This is a genomic window from Brevundimonas sp. GW821-FHT12E07 (assembly GCF_058807035.1).
On record NZ_JBXAQH010000001.1, the window covers coordinates 642,660 to 667,410 of the forward strand.

28 protein-coding genes are annotated in these 24,751 nt (G+C 68.2%); 11 read left to right on the forward strand and 17 right to left on the reverse strand.

The features are described 5' to 3' along the window. Window positions 1-14: 14 nt before the first annotated feature. Window positions 15-392 (reverse strand): hypothetical protein, encoded by a 378-nt coding sequence (locus AC1ROD_RS03285; RefSeq protein ID WP_207868789.1) that lies wholly within the window; start codon window positions 390-392, stop codon window positions 15-17. A gap of 165 nt (window positions 393-557) precedes the next feature. Here AC1ROD_RS03285 and AC1ROD_RS03290 point away from each other — a divergent pair, with 165 nt between their 5' ends. The 4 genes from AC1ROD_RS03290 to AC1ROD_RS03305 all read left to right on the forward strand — a co-directional run bounded on the left by AC1ROD_RS03290 (window position 558) and on the right by AC1ROD_RS03305 (window position 3,857). After that, entirely contained in the window at window positions 558-1,007 is a 450-nt protein-coding gene (locus AC1ROD_RS03290) for a hypothetical protein (protein WP_492946824.1), read from the forward strand. A gap of 73 nt (window positions 1,008-1,080) precedes the next feature. Continuing rightward, window positions 1,081-2,265: an acyl-CoA dehydrogenase family protein gene (locus tag AC1ROD_RS03295; RefSeq protein WP_492946825.1), complete on the forward strand. Its 1,185-nt coding sequence runs from the start codon at window positions 1,081-1,083 to the stop codon at window positions 2,263-2,265. A gap of 4 nt (window positions 2,266-2,269) precedes the next feature. Then, window positions 2,270-3,394, forward strand: coding sequence for an acyl-CoA dehydrogenase family protein (locus AC1ROD_RS03300; RefSeq protein WP_492946826.1), 1,125 nt, complete (start codon window positions 2,270-2,272; stop codon window positions 3,392-3,394). 100 nt (window positions 3,395-3,494) lie between these two features. Then, a complete protein-coding gene (locus AC1ROD_RS03305; RefSeq protein WP_492946827.1) occupies window positions 3,495-3,857 on the forward strand; it encodes a hypothetical protein in 363 nt (120 codons plus the stop codon). Between the two features lie 79 nt (window positions 3,858-3,936). On the opposite strand, the gene AC1ROD_RS03310 is transcribed toward AC1ROD_RS03305, so the two are convergent. The 15 genes from AC1ROD_RS03310 to AC1ROD_RS03380 all read right to left on the reverse strand — a co-directional run bounded on the left by AC1ROD_RS03310 (window position 3,937) and on the right by AC1ROD_RS03380 (window position 16,826). After that, window positions 3,937-4,236 carry a hypothetical protein gene (locus AC1ROD_RS03310; protein ID WP_492946828.1) on the reverse strand — a complete coding sequence of 100 codons (300 nt, stop codon included), beginning with the start codon at window positions 4,234-4,236 and terminating at the stop codon, window positions 3,937-3,939. Between the two features lie 153 nt (window positions 4,237-4,389). Beyond that, window positions 4,390-4,656: a hypothetical protein gene (locus AC1ROD_RS03315; protein ID WP_492946829.1), complete on the reverse strand. Its 267-nt coding sequence runs from the start codon at window positions 4,654-4,656 to the stop codon at window positions 4,390-4,392. A gap of 101 nt (window positions 4,657-4,757) precedes the next feature. Beyond that, entirely contained in the window at window positions 4,758-5,000 is a 243-nt protein-coding gene (locus AC1ROD_RS03320; RefSeq protein ID WP_492946830.1) for a hypothetical protein, read from the reverse strand. Window positions 5,001-5,014: 14 nt separating this feature from the next. Next, window positions 5,015-5,992 carry a glucokinase gene (gene glk / locus AC1ROD_RS03325; protein WP_492946831.1) on the reverse strand — a complete coding sequence of 326 codons (978 nt, stop codon included), beginning with the start codon at window positions 5,990-5,992 and terminating at the stop codon, window positions 5,015-5,017. Then, a complete protein-coding gene (edd, locus tag AC1ROD_RS03330) occupies window positions 5,992-7,827 on the reverse strand; it encodes a phosphogluconate dehydratase (RefSeq protein WP_492946832.1) in 1,836 nt (611 codons plus the stop codon). Before edd ends, glk begins: the two co-directional genes overlap by 1 nt. Next, the gene (gene pgl / locus AC1ROD_RS03335; RefSeq protein WP_492946833.1) at window positions 7,827-8,531 is read right to left on the reverse strand and encodes a 6-phosphogluconolactonase; all 705 of its coding nucleotides are present in this window, start codon (window positions 8,529-8,531) and stop codon (window positions 7,827-7,829) included. The genes edd and pgl overlap by 1 nt, the downstream gene beginning before the upstream one ends. Beyond that, the gene (gene zwf / locus AC1ROD_RS03340) at window positions 8,524-9,981 is read right to left on the reverse strand and encodes a glucose-6-phosphate dehydrogenase (RefSeq protein WP_492946834.1); all 1,458 of its coding nucleotides are present in this window, start codon (window positions 9,979-9,981) and stop codon (window positions 8,524-8,526) included. The genes pgl and zwf overlap by 8 nt, the downstream gene beginning before the upstream one ends. Window positions 9,982-10,022: 41 nt before the next feature. Further along, window positions 10,023-10,646 (reverse strand): bifunctional phosphoribosyl-AMP cyclohydrolase/phosphoribosyl-ATP diphosphatase HisIE, encoded by a 624-nt coding sequence (gene hisIE, locus AC1ROD_RS03345; protein ID WP_492946835.1) that lies wholly within the window; start codon window positions 10,644-10,646, stop codon window positions 10,023-10,025. Beyond that, window positions 10,643-11,410, reverse strand: coding sequence for an imidazole glycerol phosphate synthase subunit HisF (gene hisF / locus AC1ROD_RS03350; protein WP_492946836.1), 768 nt, complete (start codon window positions 11,408-11,410; stop codon window positions 10,643-10,645). The genes hisIE and hisF overlap by 4 nt, the downstream gene beginning before the upstream one ends. After that, window positions 11,407-12,141: a 1-(5-phosphoribosyl)-5-[(5-phosphoribosylamino)methylideneamino]imidazole-4-carboxamide isomerase gene (gene hisA, locus AC1ROD_RS03355; protein ID WP_492946837.1), complete on the reverse strand. Its 735-nt coding sequence runs from the start codon at window positions 12,139-12,141 to the stop codon at window positions 11,407-11,409. Before hisA ends, hisF begins: the two co-directional genes overlap by 4 nt. After that, window positions 12,138-12,737, reverse strand: coding sequence for an imidazole glycerol phosphate synthase subunit HisH (gene hisH / locus AC1ROD_RS03360; protein WP_492946838.1), 600 nt, complete (start codon window positions 12,735-12,737; stop codon window positions 12,138-12,140). The genes hisA and hisH overlap by 4 nt, the downstream gene beginning before the upstream one ends. Beyond that, window positions 12,734-14,158: an imidazoleglycerol-phosphate dehydratase HisB gene (gene hisB / locus AC1ROD_RS03365; RefSeq protein ID WP_492946839.1), complete on the reverse strand. Its 1,425-nt coding sequence runs from the start codon at window positions 14,156-14,158 to the stop codon at window positions 12,734-12,736. Before hisB ends, hisH begins: the two co-directional genes overlap by 4 nt. A gap of 148 nt (window positions 14,159-14,306) precedes the next feature. Next, window positions 14,307-15,614, reverse strand: coding sequence for a histidinol dehydrogenase (gene hisD, locus AC1ROD_RS03370; RefSeq protein WP_492946840.1), 1,308 nt, complete (start codon window positions 15,612-15,614; stop codon window positions 14,307-14,309). Then, window positions 15,614-16,495: an ATP phosphoribosyltransferase gene (gene hisG / locus AC1ROD_RS03375; RefSeq protein WP_492946841.1), complete on the reverse strand. Its 882-nt coding sequence runs from the start codon at window positions 16,493-16,495 to the stop codon at window positions 15,614-15,616. The genes hisD and hisG overlap by 1 nt, the downstream gene beginning before the upstream one ends. A 7-nt stretch (window positions 16,496-16,502) precedes the next feature. Further along, a complete protein-coding gene (locus AC1ROD_RS03380; RefSeq protein ID WP_492946842.1) occupies window positions 16,503-16,826 on the reverse strand; it encodes a YerC/YecD family TrpR-related protein in 324 nt (107 codons plus the stop codon). A 190-nt stretch (window positions 16,827-17,016) separates the two neighbouring features. Here AC1ROD_RS03380 and AC1ROD_RS03385 point away from each other — a divergent pair, with 190 nt between their 5' ends. The 7 genes from AC1ROD_RS03385 (at window position 17,017) to pgsA (ending at window position 24,412) form a co-directional block, all read left to right on the forward strand. Beyond that, window positions 17,017-18,423 carry a circularly permuted type 2 ATP-grasp protein gene (locus tag AC1ROD_RS03385; protein WP_492946843.1) on the forward strand — a complete coding sequence of 469 codons (1,407 nt, stop codon included), beginning with the start codon at window positions 17,017-17,019 and terminating at the stop codon, window positions 18,421-18,423. Continuing rightward, on the forward strand, window positions 18,423-19,361 hold the full coding sequence (locus tag AC1ROD_RS03390) for an alpha-E domain-containing protein (RefSeq protein ID WP_492946844.1): 939 nt from the start codon (window positions 18,423-18,425) through the stop codon (window positions 19,359-19,361). Before AC1ROD_RS03385 ends, AC1ROD_RS03390 begins: the two co-directional genes overlap by 1 nt. Before the next feature lie 4 nt (window positions 19,362-19,365). Next, on the forward strand, window positions 19,366-20,208 hold the full coding sequence (locus AC1ROD_RS03395) for a transglutaminase family protein (RefSeq protein WP_492946845.1): 843 nt from the start codon (window positions 19,366-19,368) through the stop codon (window positions 20,206-20,208). Window positions 20,209-20,310: 102 nt separating this feature from the next. Further along, on the forward strand, window positions 20,311-21,066 hold the full coding sequence (locus AC1ROD_RS03400) for a proteasome-type protease (RefSeq protein WP_492946846.1): 756 nt from the start codon (window positions 20,311-20,313) through the stop codon (window positions 21,064-21,066). A 53-nt stretch (window positions 21,067-21,119) separates the two neighbouring features. After that, window positions 21,120-23,018 (forward strand): excinuclease ABC subunit UvrC, encoded by a 1,899-nt coding sequence (gene uvrC / locus AC1ROD_RS03405; protein WP_492946847.1) that lies wholly within the window; start codon window positions 21,120-21,122, stop codon window positions 23,016-23,018. A gap of 37 nt (window positions 23,019-23,055) precedes the next feature. Further along, complete coding sequence (locus AC1ROD_RS03410) at window positions 23,056-23,679, forward strand: carbonic anhydrase (RefSeq protein ID WP_492946848.1); 624 nt, start codon at window positions 23,056-23,058, stop codon at window positions 23,677-23,679. Between the two features lie 76 nt (window positions 23,680-23,755). After that, window positions 23,756-24,412, forward strand: coding sequence for a CDP-diacylglycerol--glycerol-3-phosphate 3-phosphatidyltransferase (pgsA, locus tag AC1ROD_RS03415; RefSeq protein WP_492946849.1), 657 nt, complete (start codon window positions 23,756-23,758; stop codon window positions 24,410-24,412). Here pgsA and AC1ROD_RS03420 read toward each other — a convergent pair. Then, window positions 24,409-24,627 (reverse strand): hypothetical protein, encoded by a 219-nt coding sequence (locus AC1ROD_RS03420; RefSeq protein WP_492946850.1) that lies wholly within the window; start codon window positions 24,625-24,627, stop codon window positions 24,409-24,411. The two genes, pgsA and AC1ROD_RS03420, sit on opposite strands and share 4 nt — an antisense overlap. Between the last annotated feature and the right edge of the window lie 124 nt (window positions 24,628-24,751).

Sequence of the window (24,751 nt, forward strand, 5' to 3'; positions counted from 1 at the left end):
GAAAGCCCCGCGCCTCAGCGCAGGGTGATGTAGCCCCGCTCGACCATCCGGCGCAGGCCCTCATAGGCCTCGGCCAGCTCCTCATAGGCGCTGCGGTGGGCGGTCAGGCGGGCGGTCTGGTCCGGCGTCACCGGCGAGCCGGATTCCGACAGGCGCAGGGCTTCCGACACCCACTTCGTCCGGGCCGTGGCCACCGTCACGGCCAGCCGCTGGAAGGTCGACGGGTCGATCACCGACAGGGCCGAACCGATCACCTCGCGGTTGGAGATGAAGGCCGTGTAGTCGATCTGCTCCATCAGGCCGCGCAGCTTGCGCACCTCGCTGGGATCGCTGTCCTGGGGCTCGAAATGGTCGCGGGTGCGGCGCGTGCTCGAGGTCATGATGCTCGACATCGGATCGTCCTCTGGCCTCTGAATGGCCGTTCAGGGACGGAGGTTGCGCCGCGCCGGTTAACGATCGGTTCCGGATCATCCCCAACTGCGACGTTCGGACCGCTGATCCTGTCTGGCCCAGCTTCCGGAATCGCGCGAATCTTCGCTTCCGGAAGGGGGACGGTGATGATGCGGGAGCGACCCTATATGCGGCTGGCCATCGTCCTGTTCGGCGCCCTGATCGTGATGCTGGGCGTCGGTCACGCCCTGACCGCGCGGGCCGAGCATATTCACATCAGCGCCGACCACATCTATCTGGCCCTGATGGCCGTGGCGCCGATCGGCATGCTGCTGCTGTTCCTGCTCGGCGAGATGTTTCCCAGCCGGAAGATGAACTACGGCCTCAGCGTCGCCTTCGCCCTGGTCTTCGTCGGGGCCTTCGTCGGGGCTCGCACCCAGATCGGCGTCAGCGAGAGCGACTTCGCCGGGGCGATGATCAGCCACCACTCCCACGCCGTGACCCGCTGCGGAAACGCCAGTCTGAAGAGTCCCCGGCTGATCGCCTTCTGCGACCGGATGGTCGCCCGCAACCACGCCGAAATCGCCGAGCTCGAACAGATTCTCGACAAACCCTGACGCTGCGTCATTGCGAAATCCTGTTAGACAGGTCACGGGCGAAGGCGGAAAACACGCAGGCCCGGGAGATGACATGACCGATCTGGAAACCTTCCGCGCGGAGACCCGCGCCTGGCTGGAGGCGAACTGCCCGGCCGAAGTCCGGGGCCCGCAGGGCGGCGAGGAAGACCGCGTCTGGGGCGGCCGCAACCCCACCTTCAAGACCCCGGCCCACAAGCTCTGGATGGAGCGAATGGGGGCCAGGGGCTGGACCGCCCCGGAATGGCCGAAGGAATACGGCGGCGGCGGCCTGACCCGGGAAGAGGCCAAGGTCCTGCACTCCGAGCTGCGCCGCATCGACGCCCAGCTGGCCCTGTCCAGCTTCGGCATCTGGATGCTGGGTCCGGCGCTCCTGCAGTTCGGCACCGAGGAACAGAAGAAGCGCTTCCTGCCCGAGATCGTGCGCGGGGAAATCCGCTGGTGCCAGGGCTATTCCGAGCCGGGCGCCGGCTCCGACCTCGCGGGCATCCAGACGCGAGCCGAAGACAAGGGCGACCACTGGATCGTCAACGGCCAGAAGGTCTGGACCTCCTACGCCGACAAGGCCGACTGGATTTTCTGCCTCGTCCGCACCGACCCGGACGCGCCCAAGCATCTGGGCATCTCCTTCGTCCTGTTCGACATGGCGACCAGGGGCGTCTCGACCAAGCCCATCACCCTCATCTCCGGCAAGTCGCCCTTCTGCGAGACCTTTTTCGACGACGTCCGGGTCGAGAAGGAGAACCTGATCGGGACGCTGAACCGCGGCTGGGACGTGGCCAAGGCGCTGCTGGCGCATGAGCGGACCATGATCGGGGCCATGGGCTCCATCGCCTCGGGCCGGCCCATGGGTCTGGTCGCCGCCGACAGCCTGGGCGTCGATTCCGACGCCCGTCTGGAGGACCCCATGCTGCGCGCGCGTATCGCCGAGCTGGAGGTCGACCTCGCCGCCTTCAACCTGGCCATGGAGCGGGTCGGGGATCAGGTGAAGGCGCGGCAGGTCTCGCCCGCCATCGCCTCCACGCTGAAATACTACGGCTCGGAGCTGAACAAGCGCCGCCACGAGGTCCTGATGACGGCCGGCGGCTCGGATACGCTGGAGTGGGAGAGCGAGCGCTCGGGCCATGGCTCGGCGGCCCGCGACTGGCTGCGCACCAAGGCCAACTCCATCGAGGGCGGGACCAGCGAGATCCAGCTGAACATCATCGCCAAACACCTGCTGCAACTGCCCGGAGCCTGAGCGGATGCCGCTGATCCTCACCGAAGAACAGACGATGCTGAAGGAGGCCGCCGACGGCTTCCTGAGCGAGAACGCCCCCGTCGCCCACCTGCGGGCCCTGCGCGACAGCCACGACGCCGACGGCGTCTCCCGCGACCTGTGGAAGGCGTTCGGCGAGATGGGCTTCGCCGGGGTGATCATCCCCGAGGAACACGGCGGCTCCGGCCTCGGCGCCGTCGAGGCGGGCGTAGTCGCCGAAGCCTTGGGCCGCACTCTGACGCCTTCGCCCTTCATGGGATCGGGCCTGCTGTGCGCCAGCCTGCTGGCCGAGGGCGGCTCCGCCGAACAGCAGGGCGAATGGCTGCCGAAGATCGCGGCGGGCGAAGCCATCCTGTCGCTGGCCATCGACGAAGGCCCCAAACACCGCCCCTCGGCCATGACCGCCCGCGCAGAGCGTTCGGGCAACGGCTTCAAGCTGAACGGCGCGAAGGGCTTCGTGCTGGACGGCCATATCGCCGACGCCCTGATCGTGGCGGCCAAGACCGACGACGTGACCCTGACCCTCTTCCTCGTCGATCCGAAGACGCCGGGCGTCGAGATCGAGCGCACCGTCATGGTCGACGCCCATAACGCCGCCCGCGTTACCCTGACCGATGTCCAGGTCGACGCCGACGCCATGGTCGGGGCCATCGACCAGGGCGAACCCCTGCTGCAGAAGGCGCTCAACCTCGGTCGCGCCTGCGCCGCCGCCCAGCTGAACGGCGCGGGCGATCAGGCCTTCCAGGTCACCCTCGAATACCTGCGTACCCGCAAACAGTTCGGCAAGCTGATCGGCGAGTTCCAGGCCCTGCAGCACCGCGCCGCCCACCTGTTCTCCGAGATCGAGCTGGCCCGCGCCGCCACCATCGGCGCCCTGCAGCGCATCGACGCCGGGGTGGACGAGAAGGGGCTGTCGGCCTCCATCGCCAAGTCCAAGTCGGGCCGCGTCGCCGAACTGGCGGTGCAGGAGGCGGTCCAGATGCACGGCGGCGTCGGCATGACCGACGAGTTCGACGTCGGCCTCTATATGAAGCGCGTTCGGGTCCTGAACGAACTCCTCGGTGACTCCGGCTTCCACGCCGATCGGCTGGCGCGGGCGCAGGGGTATTGAGGCCTTCTCCCGTAAGGGGAGAAGGAAGATCAGGTGTCACGAAACGGACCCATCACGCCTCTAGGCGTGTTTCAGGACTGAAGCCTTCCCTGGAGACCCCATGCGCATCCTGATCGCCGCCCTCGCTCTCGCCGCCTCCCTGACGGCCTGCACCCCGGTGGCGACGCCCGCCGATCCGGGCGTTCCGGGTCAGAGCGCCGACGCCGCCTCCTGCGCCGCGCGCGGCGGCGAACTGCGTCGCGTGGGCCGGATGCAGACCCAGCAGTGCATCGTCAAATACGCCGACGCCGGAAAGTCCTGCACCTCGGGCTCCCAGTGCGCCGGCGACTGCCGCCTGGAAGGCAACAGCGGCGTCGCGCCGGGCGCCGCCGTCACCGGCCAGTGCCAGGCCGACAGCGACCGCTTCGGCTGCAACACCCCCGTCGAGGACGGCAAGGCGGGCCCCACCCTCTGCGTCGACTGAGCCGGCCAGCCATATACGCATGAAAAAAGCCCCCGCCGATCGCTCGGCGGGGGGTTCGTCATTTCAGACGCTCAAGCGATCAGTGCTTGGCTTCGTCCTTGACCGCGTCGGCGTGAGCGTTCGCGTTTTCCTTGGTCTGATCGGCCGCGGCGCGCATGGCGTCGGCGGTCGCTTCGCCTTGCGCCACCGTCTGGTCGGCGGCGGCGTTGGCGTGGGCCTCGGTGGTCTTGGCGTCGGCTTCCAGCTTCTCGGCGTTGGCTTCACCCTGGGCCTGGATGGCGTCGGCTTGCGAGTCAGCGGCCTTTTCGGCCGGCTTCTGGCAGGCGGCGACCCCGGTCAGGGCGGCGACGGCGGCGGCGGCGATAATCAGCTTACGCATGGGAACTTCCTCCTTATGGAGACACCCAAACGCTCCGGAGTCCTGTCGGTTCACATCGCCGTGAGAGTTTCGTGATGTCGATCGGTCGGAATCCCTGACAAAAAGCCCCCGCCGATCGCTCGGCGGGGGCTCTGTCGTGGGAGCCGTCAGGCCTCAGTGACCCGGTTGTTCGCCCTGGGTCGGCGAGGTGCTGGGCGTGTTGGCGGTGGTGGCGCCGCCGTCGGCGTTGCCGGCCTGTTGCTCGATATGATCCGCCTGAGCGTTCAGATTCTTCTCCTGCTGCTCGTTCGGCGTGGCGGCGGCCTGGGCTTCCAGGGCGTCGGCCTGTTTCTCGGCGGTCTTGTCGGCGGCGCTTTCACCGCAGGCGGCGACGCCGGCCAGAGCGACAGTGGCAGCGACGGCGAGGATCATCTTACGCATGGTGTTTCCTTCCTTTTGGAGACCTTGTGTCTCCTTGCTGGAAGCAACCCAACGTCGCGGAGTCCAAACGGTTCACGCCGCCGTTACGAATGCGTGACTGATCAGTGATCCGACTTGTCGGCCGGGACCGGGGTGACTTCCATGGTCTGCATCTGGGCTTCGATCTGGCGTTGGGCGCTCTGGACCTGCAGCTCGTGACGACGCTCTTCCGGGGTCATGGTCGCCTTGTCCGGCACGGGCTCGGCGGCCGGGGCGGGCGCCGGGGCCGGAGCCTCGGCCTTCTGCTCGCAGGCGGCCATGGTCAGGGCGGCGAGCGCCAGGGCGGAAACGGTCAGGATGCGCATTGCGGAGGTTCCAATCAGCCGAGGTCGGCAAAAGCCACGCGGGCGGCGCCCAGCAGGGCGGCGTGTTTGTGCAGGATAACGTGCGTCGGAATGGCCTGCATATATTCCTTGAACCGGCCCTTGCGCTCGAACCGCTCGCGGAACGGGCTGACCTTCAGGAAGGGCAGGATCCGCGGGGCGATGCCGCCGGCGATATAGACCCCGCCGCGCGCGCCGGTGGTCAGGGCGATGTCCCCGGCGACGGCGCCCAGGATGGCGCAGAAGCGGGCCAGGGTCGCGCCGCAGTGGCTGTTGGGATTGTCCAGGGCTTCCTGGGTGATCTGGGCCGGGTCGTCGATGTGGCTCTCGCGTCCGTCGATCTCGGCCAGGGCGCGGTGCATGTTCAACAGGCCGGGGCCGCAGATCAGGCGCTCGATGGAGACCCGGTCATAGCGGCGGCGCAGGATGCGCAGGATCTCGTCCTCGACCGGATCGCCGGGCGGGAAACAGGCATGGCCGCCCTCGGACGGCATGGCCATCTCCCGGCCGTGGGAATCGCGGATCAGGGCCGAGACGCCGAAGCCGGTGCCCGGGCCGAGCACCGCCACGGCCGAATGGGGGTCGCCCTCTTCGGGACCGCCCAGCGAGGCCAGCTGGTCGGAAGGCACCACCGGCGCGCCCCAGGCCAGGGCCTCGAAGTCGTTGATCAGCCGCACGGGGTTCAGACCCAGGGTGCCGAGCTCCTTTTCCGACACCGCCCAGGGGGAGTTGGTCAGGTCGATCTCGCCGTCGGTGACCGGTCCGGCCACGGCGATGACGCCGCCGGTCGGCTTGACGTCGCAGCCGTCGATGAAGGCCTTCACCCCCTCGAGGAAGGTCGGATAGCGTTCGGCGGGGAAGCTGTCGTGATGCTCCAGCACCGGCTTTCCCTCGACCATGTGCGCGAGCGCGAAACGGGCGTTGGTGCCGCCGACGTCGCCGACGAGCAGGGTCTTGTCCCAGGTTACGGCCATCAGTCTTCATCCTCCCGGGAGAAACAAACGGTGGCGCCCTCTTCTGCAGAGGTGACCACCCGGCGGAACGCCGAAAACAGTTCGCGGCCATAGCCCCAGGATGAGGCGTCGGCATTGACGGCCGACCGCTTCGCGCGCGGTCGGGATTGCAGGTCGGCGACGGCGACCGTGGTCAGGACCCCGGCCTCGGCGTCCAGACGAATGATGTCGCCGTCCTGGACATAGGCCAGGGGACCGCCTGCGAGGGCTTCGGGCGAGACGTGGATGGCGGCCGGGGTCTTGCCCGAGGCGCCCGACATCCGGCCGTCGGTGACCAGGGCGACGCGGAAACCGCGATCCCACAGCACCGACATCAGCGGCGACAGGGAGTGCAGTTCCGGCATGCCGTTGGCGCGCGGGCCCTGGAAGCGCAGGACGATGACGACGTCGCGGTTCAGCTCATCGGCCTTGAAGGCGGCCTGAACGTCTTCCTGGGTCTCGAACACGGCGGCCGGCGCCTCGACGATCCGGTGCTCGGGCTTGACCGCCGAGACCTTGATGACGGCCCGGCCGAGGTCGCCCTTGACCAGACGCAGACCGCCCTCGGTGTCGAAGGGGTTGGAGACGGGGCGCAGGATGTCGAGGTCGAGGCTTTCCCTGACCCCGTCGCGCCAGACCAGCTCGCCCTCGACCATCGACGGCTCCTGGAAGTAGGCGTCGATACCCTTGCCCATCACGGTGGTGACGTCGGAGTGGATGTGGCCGTTCTCGGCCAGTTCGCGGGCGATGAAGGCGACGCCGCCGGCGGCCTGGAAGGCGTTCACATCGGCCGAGCCGTTCGGATAGACGCGGGCCAGCAGGGGGGTGACTGCCGACAGCTGGTCCATGTCGGTCCAGTCGATCAGGACGCCGGCCGCCCGGGCCATGGCGACCAGATGGATGGCGTGGTTGGTCGAACCGCCGGTGGCCAGCAGGGCCACGATCATATTGACCACGGCCTTCTCGTCGATGACGTCGGCCATGCGGCACTCGCCGGTCCTGGCCAGTTCCACCGCCCGCTTGGCGGCGGCGGCCGTCAGGGCGTCGCGCAGGCCGGTGTCAGGATGGACGAAGGCAGTGGAAGGCATGTGCAGCCCGCCCAGCTCCATCATCATCTGGTTGGAGTTGGCCGTGCCGTAGAAGGTGCAGGTGCCGGGCGAATGGTAGGAGCCGACCTCGCTCGCGAGCAGTACGTTCCGGTCGACCTTGCCCTGGGCATATTCGGCGCGGACCCGGGCCTTTTCGGCGTTGGGGATGCCCGAGGGCATGGGACCGGCCGGGGCGAAGACGACGGGCAGGTGACCGAAGGCGAGGGCCCCCATGAACAGGCCGGGGACGATCTTGTCGCAGACGCCCAGCATGATGGCGGAATCGAAGGCGTCGTGGGTCAGGGCCACGCCTGCGGCCATGGCGATGGCGTCGCGGCTGAACAGCGACAGCTCCATGCCCGGACGGCCTTGCGTGACGCCGTCGCACATGGCCGGAGTTCCGCCCGCGACCTGGGCCGTGCCGCCCGCCTCGCGCGCCGCCTTGCGGATGATGTCGGGAAACCGCTCGAACGGCTGGTGGGCCGAGAGCATGTCGTTATAGGCGGTGACGATGCCGACATTGGGCTTCGATCCGTCCATCGCGGTCAGCTTGTCGGCGATGGTCTGGCCGGCGAAGGCGTGGGCCCAGTTGGCGCAGCTCAGCTTGGCGCGGCCGGCCCCGCTGTCGCGGGCGGCGTCCATGCGGCGGATGTAGTCGGCGCGGGTCGCCTTCGAGCGCTCGACGATACGGGCGGTGACCTCGGCCACGACGGGATGGAGAGTGGGCATCAGCTGGCTTCCGTCCACACGACTTCGAGCGGGACCTTGTTGGCGATCAGGGCGGCGATGGGCTGGATGGCCGGATCGCCTTCGGCCTCCATTTCAAAGACCTCGCGCTTGGCGGCGCCCTTGAGACCCAGGATGACCCGCTCGGCCTGCATCAGCCAGGGCAGGTTGATCGAGATTCGCTCCAGCGTCGGCGCCGAGCCGTCGCGGCCGTGGGGCACGCCCAGCACCGTCGGCTTCAGCGTCGGGGTCAGCAGGGTCTTCAGGGTCGGGCTGTTGGGGAACATGGAGCAGATATGGCCATCCTCCCCCATGCCCAGAAGGACCGCGTCGAAACGTCCGCCCGTGACGCTGCCCAGGGCGTGGGACGCGACCGCGGCGGCGCGGTCGACGGTGACCTCGGGCGTATAGAGGGGGATGAAGGTCGCGCTGGCGGCCTTGTCCTGCAGCAGGACGTCGCGGATCAGCCGGGCGTTCGACTCCGGCGAGCTCTCGGGCACATAGCGCTCGTCCACCAGGGTCACGGCGATCTTCGACCAGTCGATGTCGGCCTGGGCCATCCGCGCATAGACGGGCGACGGGGTCGATCCGCCGGGACCGGCGAAGGCTGCGCGGCCGTTGGCGATGACCGCCTCGCCGAGGGTCTCCTCGAGCCGCCCGGCGATGGTCTTCGCCCAGGCGTCGACGGTGGGGAAGGACTCAAGCATCGGTCGTGTTCCAGTCGCGGCCGGTGCGGGCCATCAGCATGTCCGAGCCGTCCGGACCCCAGGTCCCGGCGACATATTCCTGCGGCTTCACATCGCCGTCGACCCAGGCCTCGGAGACCTCGTCGACCCATTTCCACGCCTGCTCCGCCTCGTCGCGGCGCACGAACAGGGTCGAGTCGCCCTTCAGCGCATCGAGCAGCAGCCGCTCATAGGCGATGCGGCGGCGTGGCGGGACGTCGTTCCTGTCCCGGAAGCCCCAGCTCAGGCTCATCTTGATCGGCTGCAGCTGCATGCGGCTGTCGAGGCCCGCCTTTTTGTTCATCACCGTCAGGGAGATGTCTTCCTCGGGCTGCAGCTCGATGATCATCTTGTTGGCCTGCGGCTCGCCGTCCTCATAGTCGAAGATGGAGTGGGGCAGGGGCTTGAACTGGATGACGATCTCGGTGCGCTTCTCGGGCAGCCGCTTGCCGGTGCGCATGAAGAAGGGCACGCCCGCCCAGCGCCAGTTGTCGATATCGGCGCGGATCGCGACGAAGGTCTCGGTGTCCGACGGCTGGCCCCGCTCCTCGTCGTAGCCCTTGACCAGCTTCCCATCGACCAGCCCGCCGACGTACTGGCCGCGCACCGTCACCCGCTCGGCCTCCTCATGGGTGATGGGCCGTAAGCTGCGCAGCACCTTGACCTTCTCGTTGCGCACCGATTCCGGATCGAGGTCCGACGGCGGCTCCATGGCCACCAGGCACAGCAGCTGCAGCATATGGTTCTGCAGCATGTCCCGAAGGGCGCCGTACTCGTCGTAATATGGCCAGCGGTCGCCGACGCCGACGGTCTCGCCGACCGTGATCTGGACGTGGTCGATGTTCTGGGCGTTCCACAGCGGCTCGAAGACCGTGTTGCCGAAGCGCAGGGCGATCAGGTTCTGGACCGTTTCCTTGCCGAGGTAGTGGTCGATGCGGAAGACCTGCGATTCCGAGAAGGCGTCGGCGACGGCGTCGTCGATCTCGAGGAAGGTCTTCAGGTCGCGGCCCACCGGCTTCTCCAGCACCACCCGGTCATCGACCTCGGCCAGACCCGCGGCGCGCATGGCCGTGACGATCTTCGCATAAAGGGACGGCGAGACGGCGAGGAAGGAGGTCACCGACCCCTGACCGACCTTGTCCTTGAGCGGCTTCAGGCTCTCTGCCGAGGTGGCGTCGACGGCGAGATAGTCGAGCCGGGCCTCCATCCGCTTCCAGACGGCCTCGTCCCAGACGTTGTCGGCCCTGGCCTTGGCCTCGCAGGTCTCGCGCACCTTGGCGATGTATTCGGCGGGGCTCTCCTCGGAGCGGGCGGCGCCGATGATCTTCAGGTCCTCGGGCAGCAGGCCGTCGTGGTCGAGGAAATAGAGCGAGGGCAGCAGCATCCGCATGGCGAGATCGCCGCCGCCACCGAACAGCACCAATGCCGCCATGCCTGTTTCCTTCCGAAGATGAGGGCCGCGAAAGACCCTTCTTACGACGCGTCTTTGGCCGGTTGGGCCCGCTGAGCCAACACGTCCAGCACGTCCTGAAACACCAATTGACGCGAGCGTAACAGGACCAGCAGGTGATAGACCAAATCCGCAGCCTCGCTCGCGAGTTCCGTATCGGGACCGGCGACCCCGGCCAGCGCCGTCTCGACGCCCTCTTCCCCGACCTTCTGGGCCAGACGCTTGGGCCCCTCGGCGATCATCCGCGCGGTATAGCTGACCGACGGATCCTGTGAGGCGCGTTCGGCGATGGTGCGTTCCAGCGCCGCGATCCGGCCGAGACCGGGCGCATCGGCGTCGCCGAAGCAGCTGGTCGTACCCAGATGGCAGGCCGGGCCCATGGGGCGCACCGCCACAACCAGCGCGTCGCCGTCGCAGTCCGGGGTGATCGAGACGACCGTCTGGCGATTGCCCGAGGTCTCGCCCTTCCTCCACCGCCCGCCGCGCGAGCGCGAGAAGAAGGTCGCTTCACCGCTCTCGATCGTCTCCTCCAGCGCGGCCCGGTCCATATAGGCGAGGGTCAGCACCTGAAGCGTGTCGGCGTCCTGAACGATGGCCGGGATCAGGCCATTCCCTTTTTCAAAATCCAGAGCGTTGGGATCGATCATTGTCGCACCTCCACGCCGGACGCCGCCAGCGAGGCCTTCAGGTCGGGGATGGCGATGGCGCCGGTGTGGAAGACGCTGGCCGCGAGCGCGCCCGAGACATTGGCCTGTTCGAACACATCGAGGAAGTGCGACACGGAGCCGGCGCCGCCCGAAGCGATCAGGGGGATGGTCAGAAGGGCGCGGGCCTCGGCCAGCTGGGCCACGTCATAGCCCTTCCGCACCCCGTCCTGATCGATGCAGTTGAGCACGATCTCCCCGGCGCCGAGGCTCTGCGCCTCCGTCAGCCAGTCCAGCGTGCGCTTGCCGGCCAGACGGCGGCTGTCGGGATCGCCGGTGTATTTGTGGACGACGTACTCGCCGTTCTCGGAACGGCTGTCGACGCCGACGACGACGCACTGGCTGCCCAGTCGCTCGGCCATTTCGGCGATCAGCTCGGGGCGTTCGAGAGCGGGGGAGTTGATCGAGACCTTGTCGGCGCCGTGGTCCAGACAGGCGGCCGCCTGATCGACGCTGCGGATGCCGCCCGCGACGCAGAAGGGGATATCCAGCAGCCGGGCGATCGACTTCACCCAGGCATAGTCCAGCGTCCGCCCTTCGGGGCTGGCGGTGATGTCGTAGAAGACCAGTTCGTCGGCCCCCTCATCGCGATAGCGGGCGGCCAGCTCGGCGGCGTCGCCCATGTCGACATGGCCCTCGAAGCGCACGCCTTTCACGACCCGGCCGTCCTTGACGTCCAGACAGGGGATGATCCGGCGCGCGGTCACTGGCAGGCCGCAATGGCTTCGGCCGCGGTGAACCGGCCCTCGTAGATGGCGCGGCCGACGATGGCGCCGTCGCAGCCGATGGCGGCGGCGGCGGTCAGGTCGTCCAGCGACGACACCCCGCCCGAGGCCTGGACCTTCAGGTCCGGACGGCGGCGGCGGACCTCGGCCAGCAGGTCGAGATTGAGTCCGGTCAGGGCCCCGTCGCGGCCGACATCGGTGATCAGGACGTGGCTCAGGGTTCCCGCCGGATAGCGGTCAAGCGCTTCCCACAGGTCGAAGCCGGCGGCCTCGGTCCAGCCCTTCAACGAGGGGACGGGCACGCCGTCCTCGCCGATGCGCACGTCGAAGGCCAGGGTCAGCTGTTCCGCGCCGAACCGTTCCAGCCAGCCCGCGACCTCGTCCGGCTTCGTCACCGCCAGCGAGCCGACGACGATGCGCGACACGCCCGCGCGCAGCAGGTGGATGATGTCCTGATCCGACCGCACCCCGCCGCCCGACTGGATGGCCACGTCGAAGCTCGAGGCCAGTTCGCCGATCAGGGTGTGCTGCACGGCATGACCGGCCTGGGCGCCGTCGAGATCGACGATATGGACCCAGGTCGCGCCGTCGCGAACGAAGCTCGCCAACCGCCGCATCGGGTTCTCGTCATATTCGGTGACCTGATCGAACCGGCCGTGCATCAGTCGCACGCAGGTCCCGGCGCGAAGGTCGATGGCGGGATAGACGATCATGCGGGCAGCTCGAGGAAATTCTTCAGGATGCGGGCGCCGGCCTCGGCCGAACGCTCGGGGTGGAACTGGCAGCCCCAGCGGTTGCCCTTGCGGACCACGGCGGGGACAACGGTTCCATAGTCGGCGCGGGCCAGCGTCGCCTCGCCGTCCGGACAGACGAAGCTGTGCACGAAATAGGCGTAGGATCCCTCGGCGACGCCCTCGATCAGCGGGTCGGGTTTCACCGTGGTCAGCCGGGTCCAGCCCATGTGCGGCACGGGCAGTTCGGGATCGATGTCGAACTTCGTCACCACGCCGGGAATGAAGCCCAAGAGATCGACGCCGCCTCCCTCTTCGCTGCGCTCGAACAGCAGCTGCTGGCCGAGGCAGACGCCGAGCAGGGGGCGCTGGAAGGTCTTCAGCGGTTCGATCAGGCCGAGCGCCGCCAACCGCTCCATGGCGTAACCCGCCGCGCCGACGCCGGGCAGGATGACCCGTTCTGCACCAGCGACCACCGCCGGGTCGTCGGTGATGACGGCCTCGGCGCCCAGCCGCTCCAGCGCGAACTGGACCGAGGCGGTGTTGCCGGCGCCGTAGCCGATGATGGCGACGCTCACAGGACGCCCTTGGTCGACGGAACGGCGTCGCCCTCGATCCGGATGGCCTGACGCAGGGCGCGGCCGAAGCCCTTGTAGACGGCCTCGGTCTTGTGGTGATCGTCGTCGCCCGAGACCTTGATGTGGACGGCGGCGCCCATGGCCTCGGCCAGCGAGCGGAAGACGTGGGCGGTCAGGTCGGTGCGATACTCGCCGATGAAGGGGGTCGCGAACGTCCCCTCGAACAGCGGATAGGGCCGGCCCGACAGGTCGATGGCGACATGGGCTTCGGCCTCGTCCATGGCCAGGACGAAGCCGTAGCGGGCGATGCCGCGGCGCTCGCCCAGCGCCTGCTTCAGGGCCTGCCCGAGGGCGATGGCGCTGTCCTCGATTGTGTGGTGCGGATCGGTGTGCAGGTCGCCTTCGCACGACAGGCGCAGCGAAAAGCCGCCGTGGGCCGCGACCTGTTCCAGCATGTGGTCGAAGAAGCCGACGCCGGTGTAGATCGTGATCGGGCCGGTCGCATCCAGATCGACGGCGCAGACGATGCGCGTCTCCCTGGTGTCGCGCACGGCCTGTCCGGTGCGGTGCGGCCGGGCGCGTGGGACGTTGAGGCCCAGCGCCAGCAGCAGCCGGTCGTTGACCTCGGGCTTGATGGAGATCGGCAGACGTAACCGGTCGCCGGAACGGTCCCCCGCCACGCCATATTTCGCCAGCTCGGCCAGGGTCGCCTCGGGATCGGAGGGGCGGGCCATCAGGATGGGGCCGACGCCGCTTTCGACCGTCATGAGGCGGGCGACTTCGCGGGCCACACGGGCGCGCTCCAGCTTGACCGAGGCGATGCGTTCGGCGGTCTCGATCATCCGCGAAGGATCCAGCGCCTGCTGCGCCAGCCGGACGAGGGGCTCGGGCAGGGCGTAGGGCTCCAGCACCGACGCGAGACGCCCGAGGGTCTGCGGCTGGGCCAGCGCCGCCCCGACCCGTGCTCCGGCCAGACCATAGGCCAGCGACAGACTGCGCAGGACCACGAGATTGGCGTGGTCGCCGACGACGGTCACGGCCGAGGCGCCGTCGGCGAACTCGATCAGCCCCTCGTCCACGACCAGCAGGGCGGGGGCGACGCGTTCGGCCATCTCGGCGACGGCTTCCGGCGAGCCGAGGGCGCGGATGACGACGGCGGCCGGTTCGCTCTTGCCCGGATAGATGGCGGCCAGGCCGGTGTAGGGCTGGGCGTCGGGCGCCTGGACTGACCGGCCTTCACGCGCGGCGAGACGCCAGACCAGCTCCAGCCCATGGGTCAGGCCGCGCACCGGCAGGACCTGTTCGGCCGGCGCGCCATAGATCTGGGCCATGCGGGCGGCGAGCGCCGAGGCGTCGCCCGGATAGCGGTCCAGACCTTCGCCGCCGGAGACCAGCGGGGCATAGGGGGCGGGGAGGGTCATCTTGATCCTCCCCCGTTGGGAGAGGTGGCGCGACGCGGCTTCGCGTCGTGACGGAGGGGGCCAAATCCAGATGTGGCGTATGGGGTGAGCCCCCTCCACCGCTTTGCGGTCCCCCTCCCCCGACGGGGGAGGATCGACAGGGCAGGCATCATCCCTCGCTCCTCAAATCCGCAGCCCTTGCGTGGGCCTCCAGCCCCTCCAGCCGCGCCAGCCGGGCGGCGACGGGGGCGAGCACGGCGGCGCCGGCCTCGGTCACCGTCTGCACCGACATCGAGGTCATGAAGCTGGAGGTAGTGATCCCGCCCAGGGTCTTCGCCCCGCCGTCGGTCGGCAGGACATGGGACGGACCGGCGGCGTAGTCGCCCAGGGTCTCGGCGGCCCAGCGGCCGACGAAGACCGCCCCGGCGCACGCGATCTGTTCGACCAGATCCCCGGCGTCCTCGGTCTGGATGGCGAGGTGTTCGGGGCCATAGAGGTTGGCGACCTCGCAGGCCGTGTCCATGTCGCGCACCTTGACGATCCGGGCCTCGGCGAGAGAGGCGCGGGCGATGTCGGCGCGGGGCAGGGTTTCCAGCTGCTCCTCAACCGCTTCCAGAATGGCGTTGATCGTCGCGGTGCTGTCGGAAACGAGGATCACCTGGGCGTCCGCATCGTGCTCGGCCTGGCTCAGAAGATCGGCGGCTGCGATCTCGGGATCGGCCGAACCGTCGGCGATGACCAGCAGTTCCGACGGCCCCGCCGGCATGTCCTGCGATGGTCCGCCCGGCAGGGCCGAGGCGTAGCGCTTGGCCTCGGCGACATAGGCGTTGCCCGGTCCGAACAGCTTGTCGCAGGCCGGGATGGTCCCGTCCGCCAGTTCGACCCCGTAGGTCAGGGCGGCGATGGCCTGCGCCCCGCCGATCAGCCACAGGGCGTCGAGCCCAGCCTCGGACGCCGCCATGATCATAGCCGGGTGGACCCCACCGTCTTTCGCGGGCGGGGTCACGGCGACCCGCTCCCGCACGCCCGCCACGCCCGCCGGAATGGCCAGCATCAGCAGGGAGGAGAAGAGGGGCGCCGAACCGCCGGGCACATAGAGGCCGGCCGCCCCGATGGGCCGCCAGACCAGACGCGACTTCACCCCGGGCGTGGTCTCGACGAAGGGCGTATCGGCCGGCTTCGTCATCTGGTGGAAGACGCGGACGTTTTCGGCGGCGATGCGCAGCGAGCGCGCGTCGGCGGGCGCTAGGGCGTTGCGGGCCTCCGACACGACATCGGGCGTGATGGCGATCCGGCGCGGCGCGGCCTTGTCGAGCTTCAGGCTCCAGTCGGTGACAGCCTGACCGCCCCGGGCGCGGACGTCCTCGAAGATCTCGCGCACCACATCGACGACGCGGCCTTCAGTGCGCTGCGTCGGCCGGGCCAGCGCGGCCTTGCGGCCGGCGGCGTCCAGCGATGCCCAGTCCAGCCTTTTCATCACATCATCTTCTCGATGGGGAGGACGAGGATGGCCGAGGCGCCGGCGGCCTTCAGCTTCTCCAGCGTTTCCCAGAAGACGGCCTCCTGACAGACGGCGTGGACGGCGACGGCGTCGTCGCGACCCATCAGGGGCATGACGGTCGGGGCGCCGGCTCCGGGCAGGATGGCGGTGATCTCATCCAACGCCGAGCGCGGGGCGTTCAGCATCACGTATTTGGCCCCTTGAGAGGACACGACGCCCGCCATCCGCTCGATGATGGAGTCCAGCAGATGGGCCAGCTCGGGCTCGGGTCCGGTCGGCGATTTGATCAGGACGGCCTGGCTTTCGAACACCGTCTCCTTGGCGTTCAGGCCGTTGGCCTCCAGCGTCGCGCCGGTCGAAACGAGGTCGCAGATGGCCGAGGCCAGCTTCAGTCGTGGGGCCACCTCGACCGCGCCGCGCATGATGACGGTGTCCGCCTGAACCCCCCTGTCATTGAGGAACCGCTGCAGGATCTTGGGGTAGGAGGTCGCGATCCGCAGGCCCTGCAGCGAGTGCGGACCTTCGTAGGCAAGCGTCGGCGGCACGGCGAGCTTGAGGGTGCAGCGCCCGAAGCCCAGCGGCATGATCACCTCGGCCGTGGCCCCGCCGTTCTTGTCCTCCTCCAGCACATTCTCGCCGACGATGCCGAGGTCGCAGACGCCGTCGGCGACGAAGGTCGGGATGTCGTCGTCGCGCACGCGCAGCAGGTCGATCGGATAGTTCTCCACCCGGTACAGCAGGTCGTTGTGGCCCTTGACCCACTTGAGGCCCGCGTCGCGGATCAGCTCGAGCGAGCGGTCGGCCAGGCGGCCGGATTTCTGGACGGCGATGCGCAGCCGTCCCTGGACAGTACTCATGGCGGGATCAGGCTTTCTTCTTTTTCAGGCGTTCCAGCACCAGGCTGTAGCCCTGATGCGGCATGTCTTTCAGGAACCGGGCGACGCGCACCACGGTGGTCGGACTGGCGCCGGCCTCGGCGGCGATTTCACGATAGGACTTGCCTTGCTCGTGCAGCAGACGCGCCACGGCCCAGCGTTCGGCGAAGGCGCGCAGTTCCGACGGCGTGCAGAGGTCCGACAGAAAGGCGTCGACCTCCTCGCGCGTCTTCAACGTCAGCAGGGCGTCGTAGAGAGCGATCCTGTCGTCGGCGGCCTTGTGAACGGCCTTGCGGGTGATCGGGGCGGTCATAGCGTGTTCCACTAGAGTGTAACAGTGAAACGGTCAAGGGGTTCGGGCGTTCGTCTCCCTGCGCGGGGCGCACAGGTCTGACCCGGCGAAAGAAAACGTCTTTGCGCTGCAACATTTCTGTTGCGCGATGCGGCGAGGCCAGCCCAATCTGAAACGGCTTAGCAGAGGGAATGGGGCCACGTTCGACGAGATGTCAGGCGAAAGCGGATCCGGCGAGATCCGTCCCAGCTACCGGACCCTGGCCCGGTGGCTCGAGAACGCGCCGTCCGATCTGCTGCAGTCCCGGTCGCGTCAGGCCGAACTCTTCTTCCGCCGCATGGGGGTGACCTTCGCCGTCTATGGCGATGTCGAGTCCAATGAACGGCTGATCCCCTTCGACGTGGTGCCGCGCATCATCGGGGCGAAGGAGTGGGAGGACCTCGAGAAGGGCCTCAAACAGCGCGTCTCGGCCATCAACGCCTTCCTCAAGGACATCTACGGCCCGCAGGAGTGCATCAAGGCCGGCATCGTCCCGGCCGACCTGATCTTCACCAATCCCCACTATCGCCCCGAGATGCAGGGCCGCCGCCCGCCGGGCGACATCTGGACCCACATCACCGGCGTCGACCTGGTCCGCACCGGCGAGGACGGCTTCCTGGTGCTGGAAGACAACTGCCGCACCCCCTCGGGCGTCTCCTACATGCTGGAGAACCGCGAGATGATGATGCGGCTCTTCCCCGACCTGTTCGCCGAGCACCGCATCCGTCCGGTCGAGACCTATACGGACATGCTGCTGGCCAGCCTGCAGGCCTCGGCGCCGGCGGGCGCGGGGGCGGATCCGAACATCGTCGTCCTGACACCGGGTCCCTATAATTCCGCCTATTACGAACACTCCTTCCTGGCCGACAAACTGGGGGTGGAGCTGGTCGAGGGCGGCGATCTCGTGGTCAATGACGACATCGTCTACATGCGCACGACCGAGGGTCTGAAGCGCGTCGACGTCATCTATCGCCGCGTCGACGACGAGTTCCTCGACCCCCTGACCTTCCGTCCGGACTCGGCGGTCGGCATCCCGGGGATCATGGCGGCCTATGCGGCGGGCAATGTCACCCTGTCGAACGCGGTCGGCACCGGGGTCGCCGACGACAAGGCCGTCTACACCTATATGCCGGACATCATCCGCTTCTTCTCGGGCGGCGATCCGATCCTGGGCAATGTGCCGACCTGGCGCTGCCGCGAGCCGGACGCGCTCAAGGAGGTGCTCGACAAGCTGCCGGAGCTGGTGGTCAAGGAGGTCGGCGGCTCGGGCGGCTACGGCATGCTGGTGGGCCCCGCCTCGACCAAGGCCGAGATCGAGGAATTCCGCGCCAAGCTGATTGCGGATCCCGACGACTTCATCGCCCAGCCGACCCTGTCGCTCTCGACCGCGCCGACGCTCGATTCCTCCGGCGCCCTGTCGCCGCGCCACGTCGACCTGCGTCCCTTCGTCCTGTCCAGTCCCAAGGGCATTCGTGTCGCCCCCGGCGGCCTGACGCGGGTGGCGCTCAAGGCTGGATCCCTGGTGGTCAACTCCAGTCAGGGCGGCGGAACCAAGGACACCTGGGTGCTGGATGACTGATGCTTAGCCGGACCGCAGACAGCCTTTACTGGACCGGCCGCTACATGGAGCGGGCGGACTTCCTCGCCCGGATTCTGGAAGCCGCCGTGCGTCTGGCCGCGCTGCCGGCCAAGGACGGCGCCGCCGCCACGGCCTGGGCCAGCGCCATCGCCTCGGCCGGCGTGTCGCGCGCCTTCGCCGCTTCGGGCCGGACCCCGAACGAGAAGTCGGTGCGCGAATACCTGGCCTTCGCGCCGGACAATCCGTCGTCGATCCGCGCCTGTATCACCGCCGCCCGCACCAATGCGCGCTCGGTCCGCACCGCCCTGACCATCGAGCTGTGGGAGGCGATCAACGGCGCCTGGAACGGCATGAACGAGCTGGGCGAGCCGTCGAAGCGCGACGACTTCGTGCGCTTCCTGGAATGGGTGAAGACCGTCTCCCTGAACGTCGAGGGCGCCTCCTCGCGGACCATGCTGCGCAACGACGCCTACTGGTTCCTGCGTCTGGGCATGGCCATCGAGCGGGCTGACAACACCGCCCGCCTGCTGGACGTGAAATATCACCTGCTGCTGCCTGCCGACGAGCGCGTCGGCGGCCAGCTCGACTATTTCCAGTGGACCACCCTGCTGCGTGAGGTCTCGGCCCTGACTGCCTATCGCTGGGTCTATCGCGAAAGCGTGCGGCCGTGGCTGGTCGCCGACCTGATGGTGCTCAACCGACAGATGCCGCGCTCGCTCGCCAGCTGTCAGGGGATGATCGTCTCCTATCTGGAGAAGCTGGCCACCGACTACGGCCGGCGCGGTCCGGCCCAGCGTCTGGCCTCGGCGCGTCTGGCCCAGTTCAACGACGCCAGGATCGAGGACATCTTCCAGTCCGGCCTTCACGAATACATTCTCGGTTTTCTGAACGAGAACAACAATCTGGCCGCCGCCATTCACGACCAGTACCTGGTGTGACCTGATGCGCATCCGGATCGACTACCAGACCCAATATTCCTACGCCCGGCCGGCGCGGTTCATCGTCCAGACCCTGCGTCTGACGCCCCGCTCCAACGACAGCCAGCAGGTGCGGGAGTGGCGGATCGAGACCGACGTCGACACCCGCCTGCGCCGTTCCGACGACGCCTTCGGCAACATCGTCCACACCCTCTATACCGAGCGGCCGACGCCGACCCTGACCATCCGGGTCTCGGGCGAGGTGGCGACGACCGACACCGGCGGGGTCCTGCGCGGCGCCCCCGAACGCCTCTCGCCGCTGGTCTATCTGCGCGACACGCCGCTGACCCACGCGGATGCGGCCCTGCGCCAGTTCACCGACAAGGTGGACGGAGAGGGCGACGTCCTGGCTCGTCTGCACCGGCTGATGTCGGCCATTCACGGCGAGGTCGCCTTCATGGTCGGGGCCACGACCGCCGATCACACCGCCGCCGACGCCTTCGCCCAGCGTCAGGGCGTCTGTCAGGACCACGCCCAGATCTTCATCGCCTGCGCCCGCCGCATGGGCATTCCGGCCCGCTATGTCTCGGGTCACCTGCACCGGTCGGACGGGATCATCGATCAGGACGCCGCCCACGCCTGGGCCGAGGCCTGGGTTCCCGATCTGGGCTGGGTGGGCTTCGACGCGGCCAATGGCATCGCCCCGACCGAACACTATGTGCGGGTCGCCTCGGGACTGGACGCGCTCGGGGCCTCGCCCTTCCGGGGCACCAGCTACGGCGGCGGCCCTGAGACCATGACCGTGGCCCTGCGTGTGCGCCAGATGCAACAGACCCAGCAACAACAACAGACCATCGGATGGTCATGAAGTGTCAAGGGTCGTTGTGAGAAGAGAATCTGTTAGCGTTACGGCTTGCTTAGCGCGTGCGCGCCCCGAGGCTGTACTGAACCGATGACCTATTGCGTCGGCATGTTGGTGAATGAAGGTCTGGCGATGATCGCCGACACCCGGACGAACGCGGGCGTCGACAACATCTCGTCCTACAAGAAGCTGCACGTCACCGAAGTCCCGGGCGAGCGGATCATCTCCATCTGCACCGCCGGCAATCTGTCGGTCACCCAGACGGCGCTCTCCATGGTCGCCGAGGGCATCAAGATGCCCGGCCATGACGACATCGAGACGCTCGAGACCACGCCCAGCCTGTTCCGCGCGGCCCAGCTGGTCGGCTATGCGCTCAATCAGGTCCGCAAGGAAATCGCCCCCTCGCTCGAGGCCGACAGCCTGAAGGTCTCGGCCTCCATGCTGCTGGGCGGCCAGATCCGTGGCGGCAAGATGGGCCTGTATCTGATCTACGCCCAGGGCAATTTCATCGAGTGCAGCGCGGACACCCCGTATATGCAGATCGGCGAGCTCAAGTACGGCAAGCCCATCCTCGACCGCGCCCTGCGCCCCGACACCCCCATGGCCGAGGCGGTCAAGCTGGGACTGATCTCCTTCGACTCGACCATCCGCTCCAACGTCGCCGTCGGCGCCCCGTTCGACATGGTCGTGATCAAGCGCGACAGCGTGCATGGCGAGCAGCGCCGCATCGAGGTCGACGACCCCTACTTCAAGGACCTCGGCCGCCGCTGGTCCGAGGCCCTGGCCAACGCCCACCGCAACATGCCGCCTCCGCCCTGGCTCGAAGAGCAGAGCGGCCGTCCGCAGATTTCGGTGGTCGGCTAACTCGCCGCTCGATCCCGCCAGCAATCGGTTTCAAATCGCCTATATTGCTCCCGATGACCGAGGAGACGATTCTGGCTGAAGACGGTTCGGGCGCCCTGAAAGCCGCCGAGCTGATCCGCGACGAGGCGCGCCGCGCGCCGGACAAGCCCGGCGTCTATCGCATGTATGGCGAGGACGGGACCTGCCTCTATGTGGGCAAGGCGCGCTCGATCAAGAAGCGCATCCTCCAGTACGCCCAGGGGCGGTTCCATACCCAGCGCATCGGGCTGATGGTCTCCCTGACCCGGTCGATGGAGCTGGTGGTCACGGCGTCCGAGACCGAAGCCCTGCTGCTGGAATCCAACTTCATCAAGAAGCTGAAACCGCGCTTCAATGTGGTGCTGCGCGACGACAAGTCCTTCGCCGAGCTGATGATCCGCCGCGACCACCGCGCGCCCCAGGTCCGCAAGCACCGCGGCGCCCATACGACGCCCGGCGACTATTTCGGCCCCTTCGCCTCGACCTGGGCGGTGAACCGGACCCTGAACACCCTGCAGAAGGCCTTCCTGCTGCGGTCCTGTTCGGACAGCGTCTACGAGACCCGGACGCGGCCCTGCATGCTGCATCAGATCAAGCGCTGTTCGGCGCCCTGCACCGGCCTGATCTCGCTGGAGGACTATGGCGAGCTGGTCACCGAGGCGGAACAGTTCCTGCGCGGCAAGTCGCGCGCCGTCATCGGCCGCCTCTCGACCGAGATGACCGCCGCCGCCGAGGCCGAGGACTTCGAACAGGCCGCCCGCGTCCGCGACCGCATCCGGGCCCTCTCGGCCATCTCGATGGAGAATTCGGTCTCGGCCGAGGGGGTGGCGGAGGCCGATGTCTTCGCCCTGTTCGCCGAGGGCGGTCAGGCCTGCGTCCAGGTCTTCTTCTACCGCGCCGGCCAGAACTGGGGCGGCCGCGCCTATTTCCCGCGGGTCGACAAGTCGGACACCGATCCCGAGATCCTGTCGTCCTTCCTCGGCCAGTTCTACGAGGACAAGCCGGTCCCGCGCGTGATCCTCTCCAACATCGTCCCGTTCGAGAAGGAACTGCTGGAAGAGGCCTTCTCGATGAAGGCGAGGGAGGCGGACGGGCGGCGCGTCGTCTCGATCGATCGCCCACAGCGTGGCGACAAGGCCGCCCTCGTCGACCACGCCCTGACCAATGCCCGGGAGGCGCTGGGCCGCAAGATGGCCGAGGGCTCGGCCCAGGGCAAAATCCTCGACGAGGTCTGCGAGGCCTTCGGTCTGGAGAGCCGGCCCGAGCGGATCGAGGTCTATGACAACGCCCACATCTCCGGGACCAATGCGGTCGGCGGCATGATCGTGGCGGGGCCCGAGGGCTTCCAGAAGTCGCAGTACCGCAAGTTCAATATCCGCGATCAGGAGATCACGCCCGGCGACGACTACGGCATGATGCGTGAGGTCATGCGCCGTCGCTTCGGCCGTCTGGTCAAGGAAGAGGAGGAGGGCACCGAGGAGGTGGTCCGCCCCGACCTGCTGCTGATCGACGGCGGCGCCGGGCAACTGGCCGAGGTTCTGGCGGTGCTCGCCGATCTGGGGCTCGACGACATCCTGGCCGTGGGCGTCGCCAAGGGGCCGGACCGGGACGCGGGCAAGGAGCATTTCTTCGTGCCCGGCAAGCCGCCCTTCATGCTGCCGCTCAAGTCGCCGGCCCTCTATTACATCCAGCGGCTGCGCGACGAGGCCCACCGCTTCGCCAACGGCGCCCACGCCAAGCGCCGCTCGATGGACATCAAGAAGAACCCGCTCGACGAGATCGAGGGCGTCGGCCCCGGCCGCAAGAAGGCCCTGCTGCACGCCTTCGGTTCGGCCAAGGGCGTGGGCCGCGCCTCGGTCGTGGATCTGGTCAAGGTCGACGGGATCAGCGAACCGCTGGCGGAACGCATCCACGCCTTCTTCCGCAAGCCCTGACTTCCGTTACGGAAATACCCGGCCTAGAACCGCGATCATGAGCGACCACAAAGACGACATCCTGGCCGAAGGCTATCGCCGTTTCCGCCAGGAGCATTGGCCGGAAGCCCGCGCCGAATACGAAGCCCTGGCCAAGGGGCAGAAGCCGCACACCCTGATCGTCGCCTGTTCCGACAGCCGCGCCGACCCGGCCCTGATCTTCGACGCGGCGCCCGGCGAGCTGTTCGTGGTCCGCAACGTCGCCAATCTGGTTCCGCCCTATGAGCCCGACGGCCAGAGGCACGGCGTCTCGGCGGCGCTGGAGTTCGGGGTCAAGGTGCTGGAGGTGTCGCGCATCGTGGTCATGGGCCACGCCAGCTGCGGCGGCGTCGGCGCCATGCTGCACGGCGCCCCCGACAACTGCCGTGACTTCGTCGCTCCCTGGGTCGAGCAGGGCACGCCGGTCGTCCGCCACGTCGCCGAGACCGTGGCCCCCGATCAGGTCCAGAGCGCGGCGGAGGAAGCCGTCGTCCGGCTGTCGATCCGCAACCTGCGCACCTTCCCCTGGATCGCCGAGCGCGAGGCGGCGGGCAAGCTGACCCTGACGGGCCTGCATTTCGGCATCGCCGACGGTGTGCTGCGCCAGCTGGGCGACGGGCCGAGGTTCGAACCTCTGGGCTGATCGGTCGTTTGGTCGATGCAGTCGCGTCCGGCGGCGAAGCATGGCAAACGATATGCATCCGCCTGAAAGAGACCCGATGACCCCCGCCCATCACGCCAATCCGATCCCCAACATCCTGACCGGCATCCGCCTGTTCGCCGGGGTGGTGATGTTCCTGATCCTGGCCGGGGCCACCGGGGGCTTCGGGCCGCTGTCGGCCTATCTGGACCCGGACGACCAGTTCGCCCTGTATCGCGTCGCCTTCTGGATCTTTGTGGTCGCGGCCTCGACCGACTGGGTCGACGGCTATCTGGCGCGCCGCTGGAACGCGACGACGCGCTGGGGCGCCATCCTCGATCCGATCGCCGACAAGATCCTGGTCACGGGCGCCATCCTGGGCGTGCTGACCTCCGGCTCCGTGCCCCAGATCGCCATCCCCTGCGGCCTGATCCTGTTCCGCGAGTTCGCCGTCTCGGCCCTGCGCGAGACGGTCGCCGGCAAGGTCAAGCTGGACGTCACCCTGCTGGCCAAGTGGAAGACGACGCTGCAGATGGTGGCGCTGGGCGCCCAGCTTCTGGCCCGCAACTGGGACGGCTTCGGCTGGGACCTCGACTATATCGACCAGTTCCAGCTCGTCGCCGACACCCTGATCTGGGCCGCCGCCTTCGCCACCCTGTGGACCGGCTGGCAGTATTTCGACAAGGCGCGGCGCGAGATGAACAAGCCCGAGGTCGTCAAGCTGGACCCGCTCTAGCGGCGGCGTTCGGTCAGCCGCTGGTTGTCGTTCAGGCCCGTGTAGGGCGGGGCGGCTGTCGGGGCGTTGAGACGCGCCCGCCTCTCGCGCAGCATGGCGTGAAAGTCGTCGGCCAGTTCCAGCAACTGCCGGTTCGACAGGCGTTTGGCCACGGAGAGCAGTTCGCCTTCCAGCTTGCCGAAGGTCCGTAATGAGACTCCTGGACGGCCGGGCATGCGAATTCTCTACTGTTTGGCGGGGGGACCTGCGGATCAGCTAAATCGGCGTGGGGCCCGGTGTCATGGGGGCGGCATGATTAACGCCGCCCGAAACTCGCCATTTCTGAAAGCTGTCCACAGC

Coding starts and splice junctions, on each gene's coding strand:
- AC1ROD_RS03295 (WP_492946825.1), top strand. CDS start 1,081: ATGACCGATCTGGAAACCTTCCGCGCGGAGACCCGCGCCTGGCTGGAG.
- hisD (WP_492946840.1), bottom strand. CDS start 15,614: ATGAAAAGGCTGGACTGGGCATCGCTGGACGCCGCCGGCCGCAAGGCC.
- AC1ROD_RS03320 (WP_492946830.1), bottom strand. CDS start 5,000: ATGCGCATCCTGACCGTTTCCGCCCTGGCGCTCGCCGCCCTGACCATG.
- AC1ROD_RS03395 (WP_492946845.1), top strand. CDS start 19,366: ATGCGCATCCGGATCGACTACCAGACCCAATATTCCTACGCCCGGCCG.
- uvrC (WP_492946847.1), top strand. CDS start 21,120: ATGACCGAGGAGACGATTCTGGCTGAAGACGGTTCGGGCGCCCTGAAA.
- hisB (WP_492946839.1), bottom strand. CDS start 14,158: ATGACCCTCCCCGCCCCCTATGCCCCGCTGGTCTCCGGCGGCGAAGGT.
- hisA (WP_492946837.1), bottom strand. CDS start 12,141: ATGATCGTCTATCCCGCCATCGACCTTCGCGCCGGGACCTGCGTGCGA.
- AC1ROD_RS03390 (WP_492946844.1), top strand. CDS start 18,423: ATGCTTAGCCGGACCGCAGACAGCCTTTACTGGACCGGCCGCTACATG.
- hisG (WP_492946841.1), bottom strand. CDS start 16,495: ATGAGTACTGTCCAGGGACGGCTGCGCATCGCCGTCCAGAAATCCGGC.
- AC1ROD_RS03300 (WP_492946826.1), top strand. CDS start 2,270: ATGCCGCTGATCCTCACCGAAGAACAGACGATGCTGAAGGAGGCCGCC.
- zwf (WP_492946834.1), bottom strand. CDS start 9,981: ATGGCGGCATTGGTGCTGTTCGGTGGCGGCGGCGATCTCGCCATGCGG.
- AC1ROD_RS03290 (WP_492946824.1), top strand. CDS start 558: ATGATGCGGGAGCGACCCTATATGCGGCTGGCCATCGTCCTGTTCGGC.
- glk (WP_492946831.1), bottom strand. CDS start 5,992: ATGGCCGTAACCTGGGACAAGACCCTGCTCGTCGGCGACGTCGGCGGC.
- edd (WP_492946832.1), bottom strand. CDS start 7,827: ATGCCCACTCTCCATCCCGTCGTGGCCGAGGTCACCGCCCGTATCGTC.
- AC1ROD_RS03400 (WP_492946846.1), top strand. CDS start 20,311: ATGTTGGTGAATGAAGGTCTGGCGATGATCGCCGACACCCGGACGAAC.
- pgsA (WP_492946849.1), top strand. CDS start 23,756: ATGACCCCCGCCCATCACGCCAATCCGATCCCCAACATCCTGACCGGC.
- AC1ROD_RS03305 (WP_492946827.1), top strand. CDS start 3,495: ATGCGCATCCTGATCGCCGCCCTCGCTCTCGCCGCCTCCCTGACGGCC.
- hisIE (WP_492946835.1), bottom strand. CDS start 10,646: ATGATCGATCCCAACGCTCTGGATTTTGAAAAAGGGAATGGCCTGATC.
- pgl (WP_492946833.1), bottom strand. CDS start 8,531: ATGCTTGAGTCCTTCCCCACCGTCGACGCCTGGGCGAAGACCATCGCC.
- AC1ROD_RS03420 (WP_492946850.1), bottom strand. CDS start 24,627: ATGCCCGGCCGTCCAGGAGTCTCATTACGGACCTTCGGCAAGCTGGAA.
- AC1ROD_RS03410 (WP_492946848.1), top strand. CDS start 23,056: ATGAGCGACCACAAAGACGACATCCTGGCCGAAGGCTATCGCCGTTTC.
- AC1ROD_RS03310 (WP_492946828.1), bottom strand. CDS start 4,236: ATGCGTAAGCTGATTATCGCCGCCGCCGCCGTCGCCGCCCTGACCGGG.
- AC1ROD_RS03385 (WP_492946843.1), top strand. CDS start 17,017: ATGTCAGGCGAAAGCGGATCCGGCGAGATCCGTCCCAGCTACCGGACC.
- AC1ROD_RS03315 (WP_492946829.1), bottom strand. CDS start 4,656: ATGCGTAAGATGATCCTCGCCGTCGCTGCCACTGTCGCTCTGGCCGGC.
- AC1ROD_RS03380 (WP_492946842.1), bottom strand. CDS start 16,826: ATGACCGCCCCGATCACCCGCAAGGCCGTTCACAAGGCCGCCGACGAC.
- AC1ROD_RS03285 (WP_207868789.1), bottom strand. CDS start 392: ATGTCGAGCATCATGACCTCGAGCACGCGCCGCACCCGCGACCATTTC.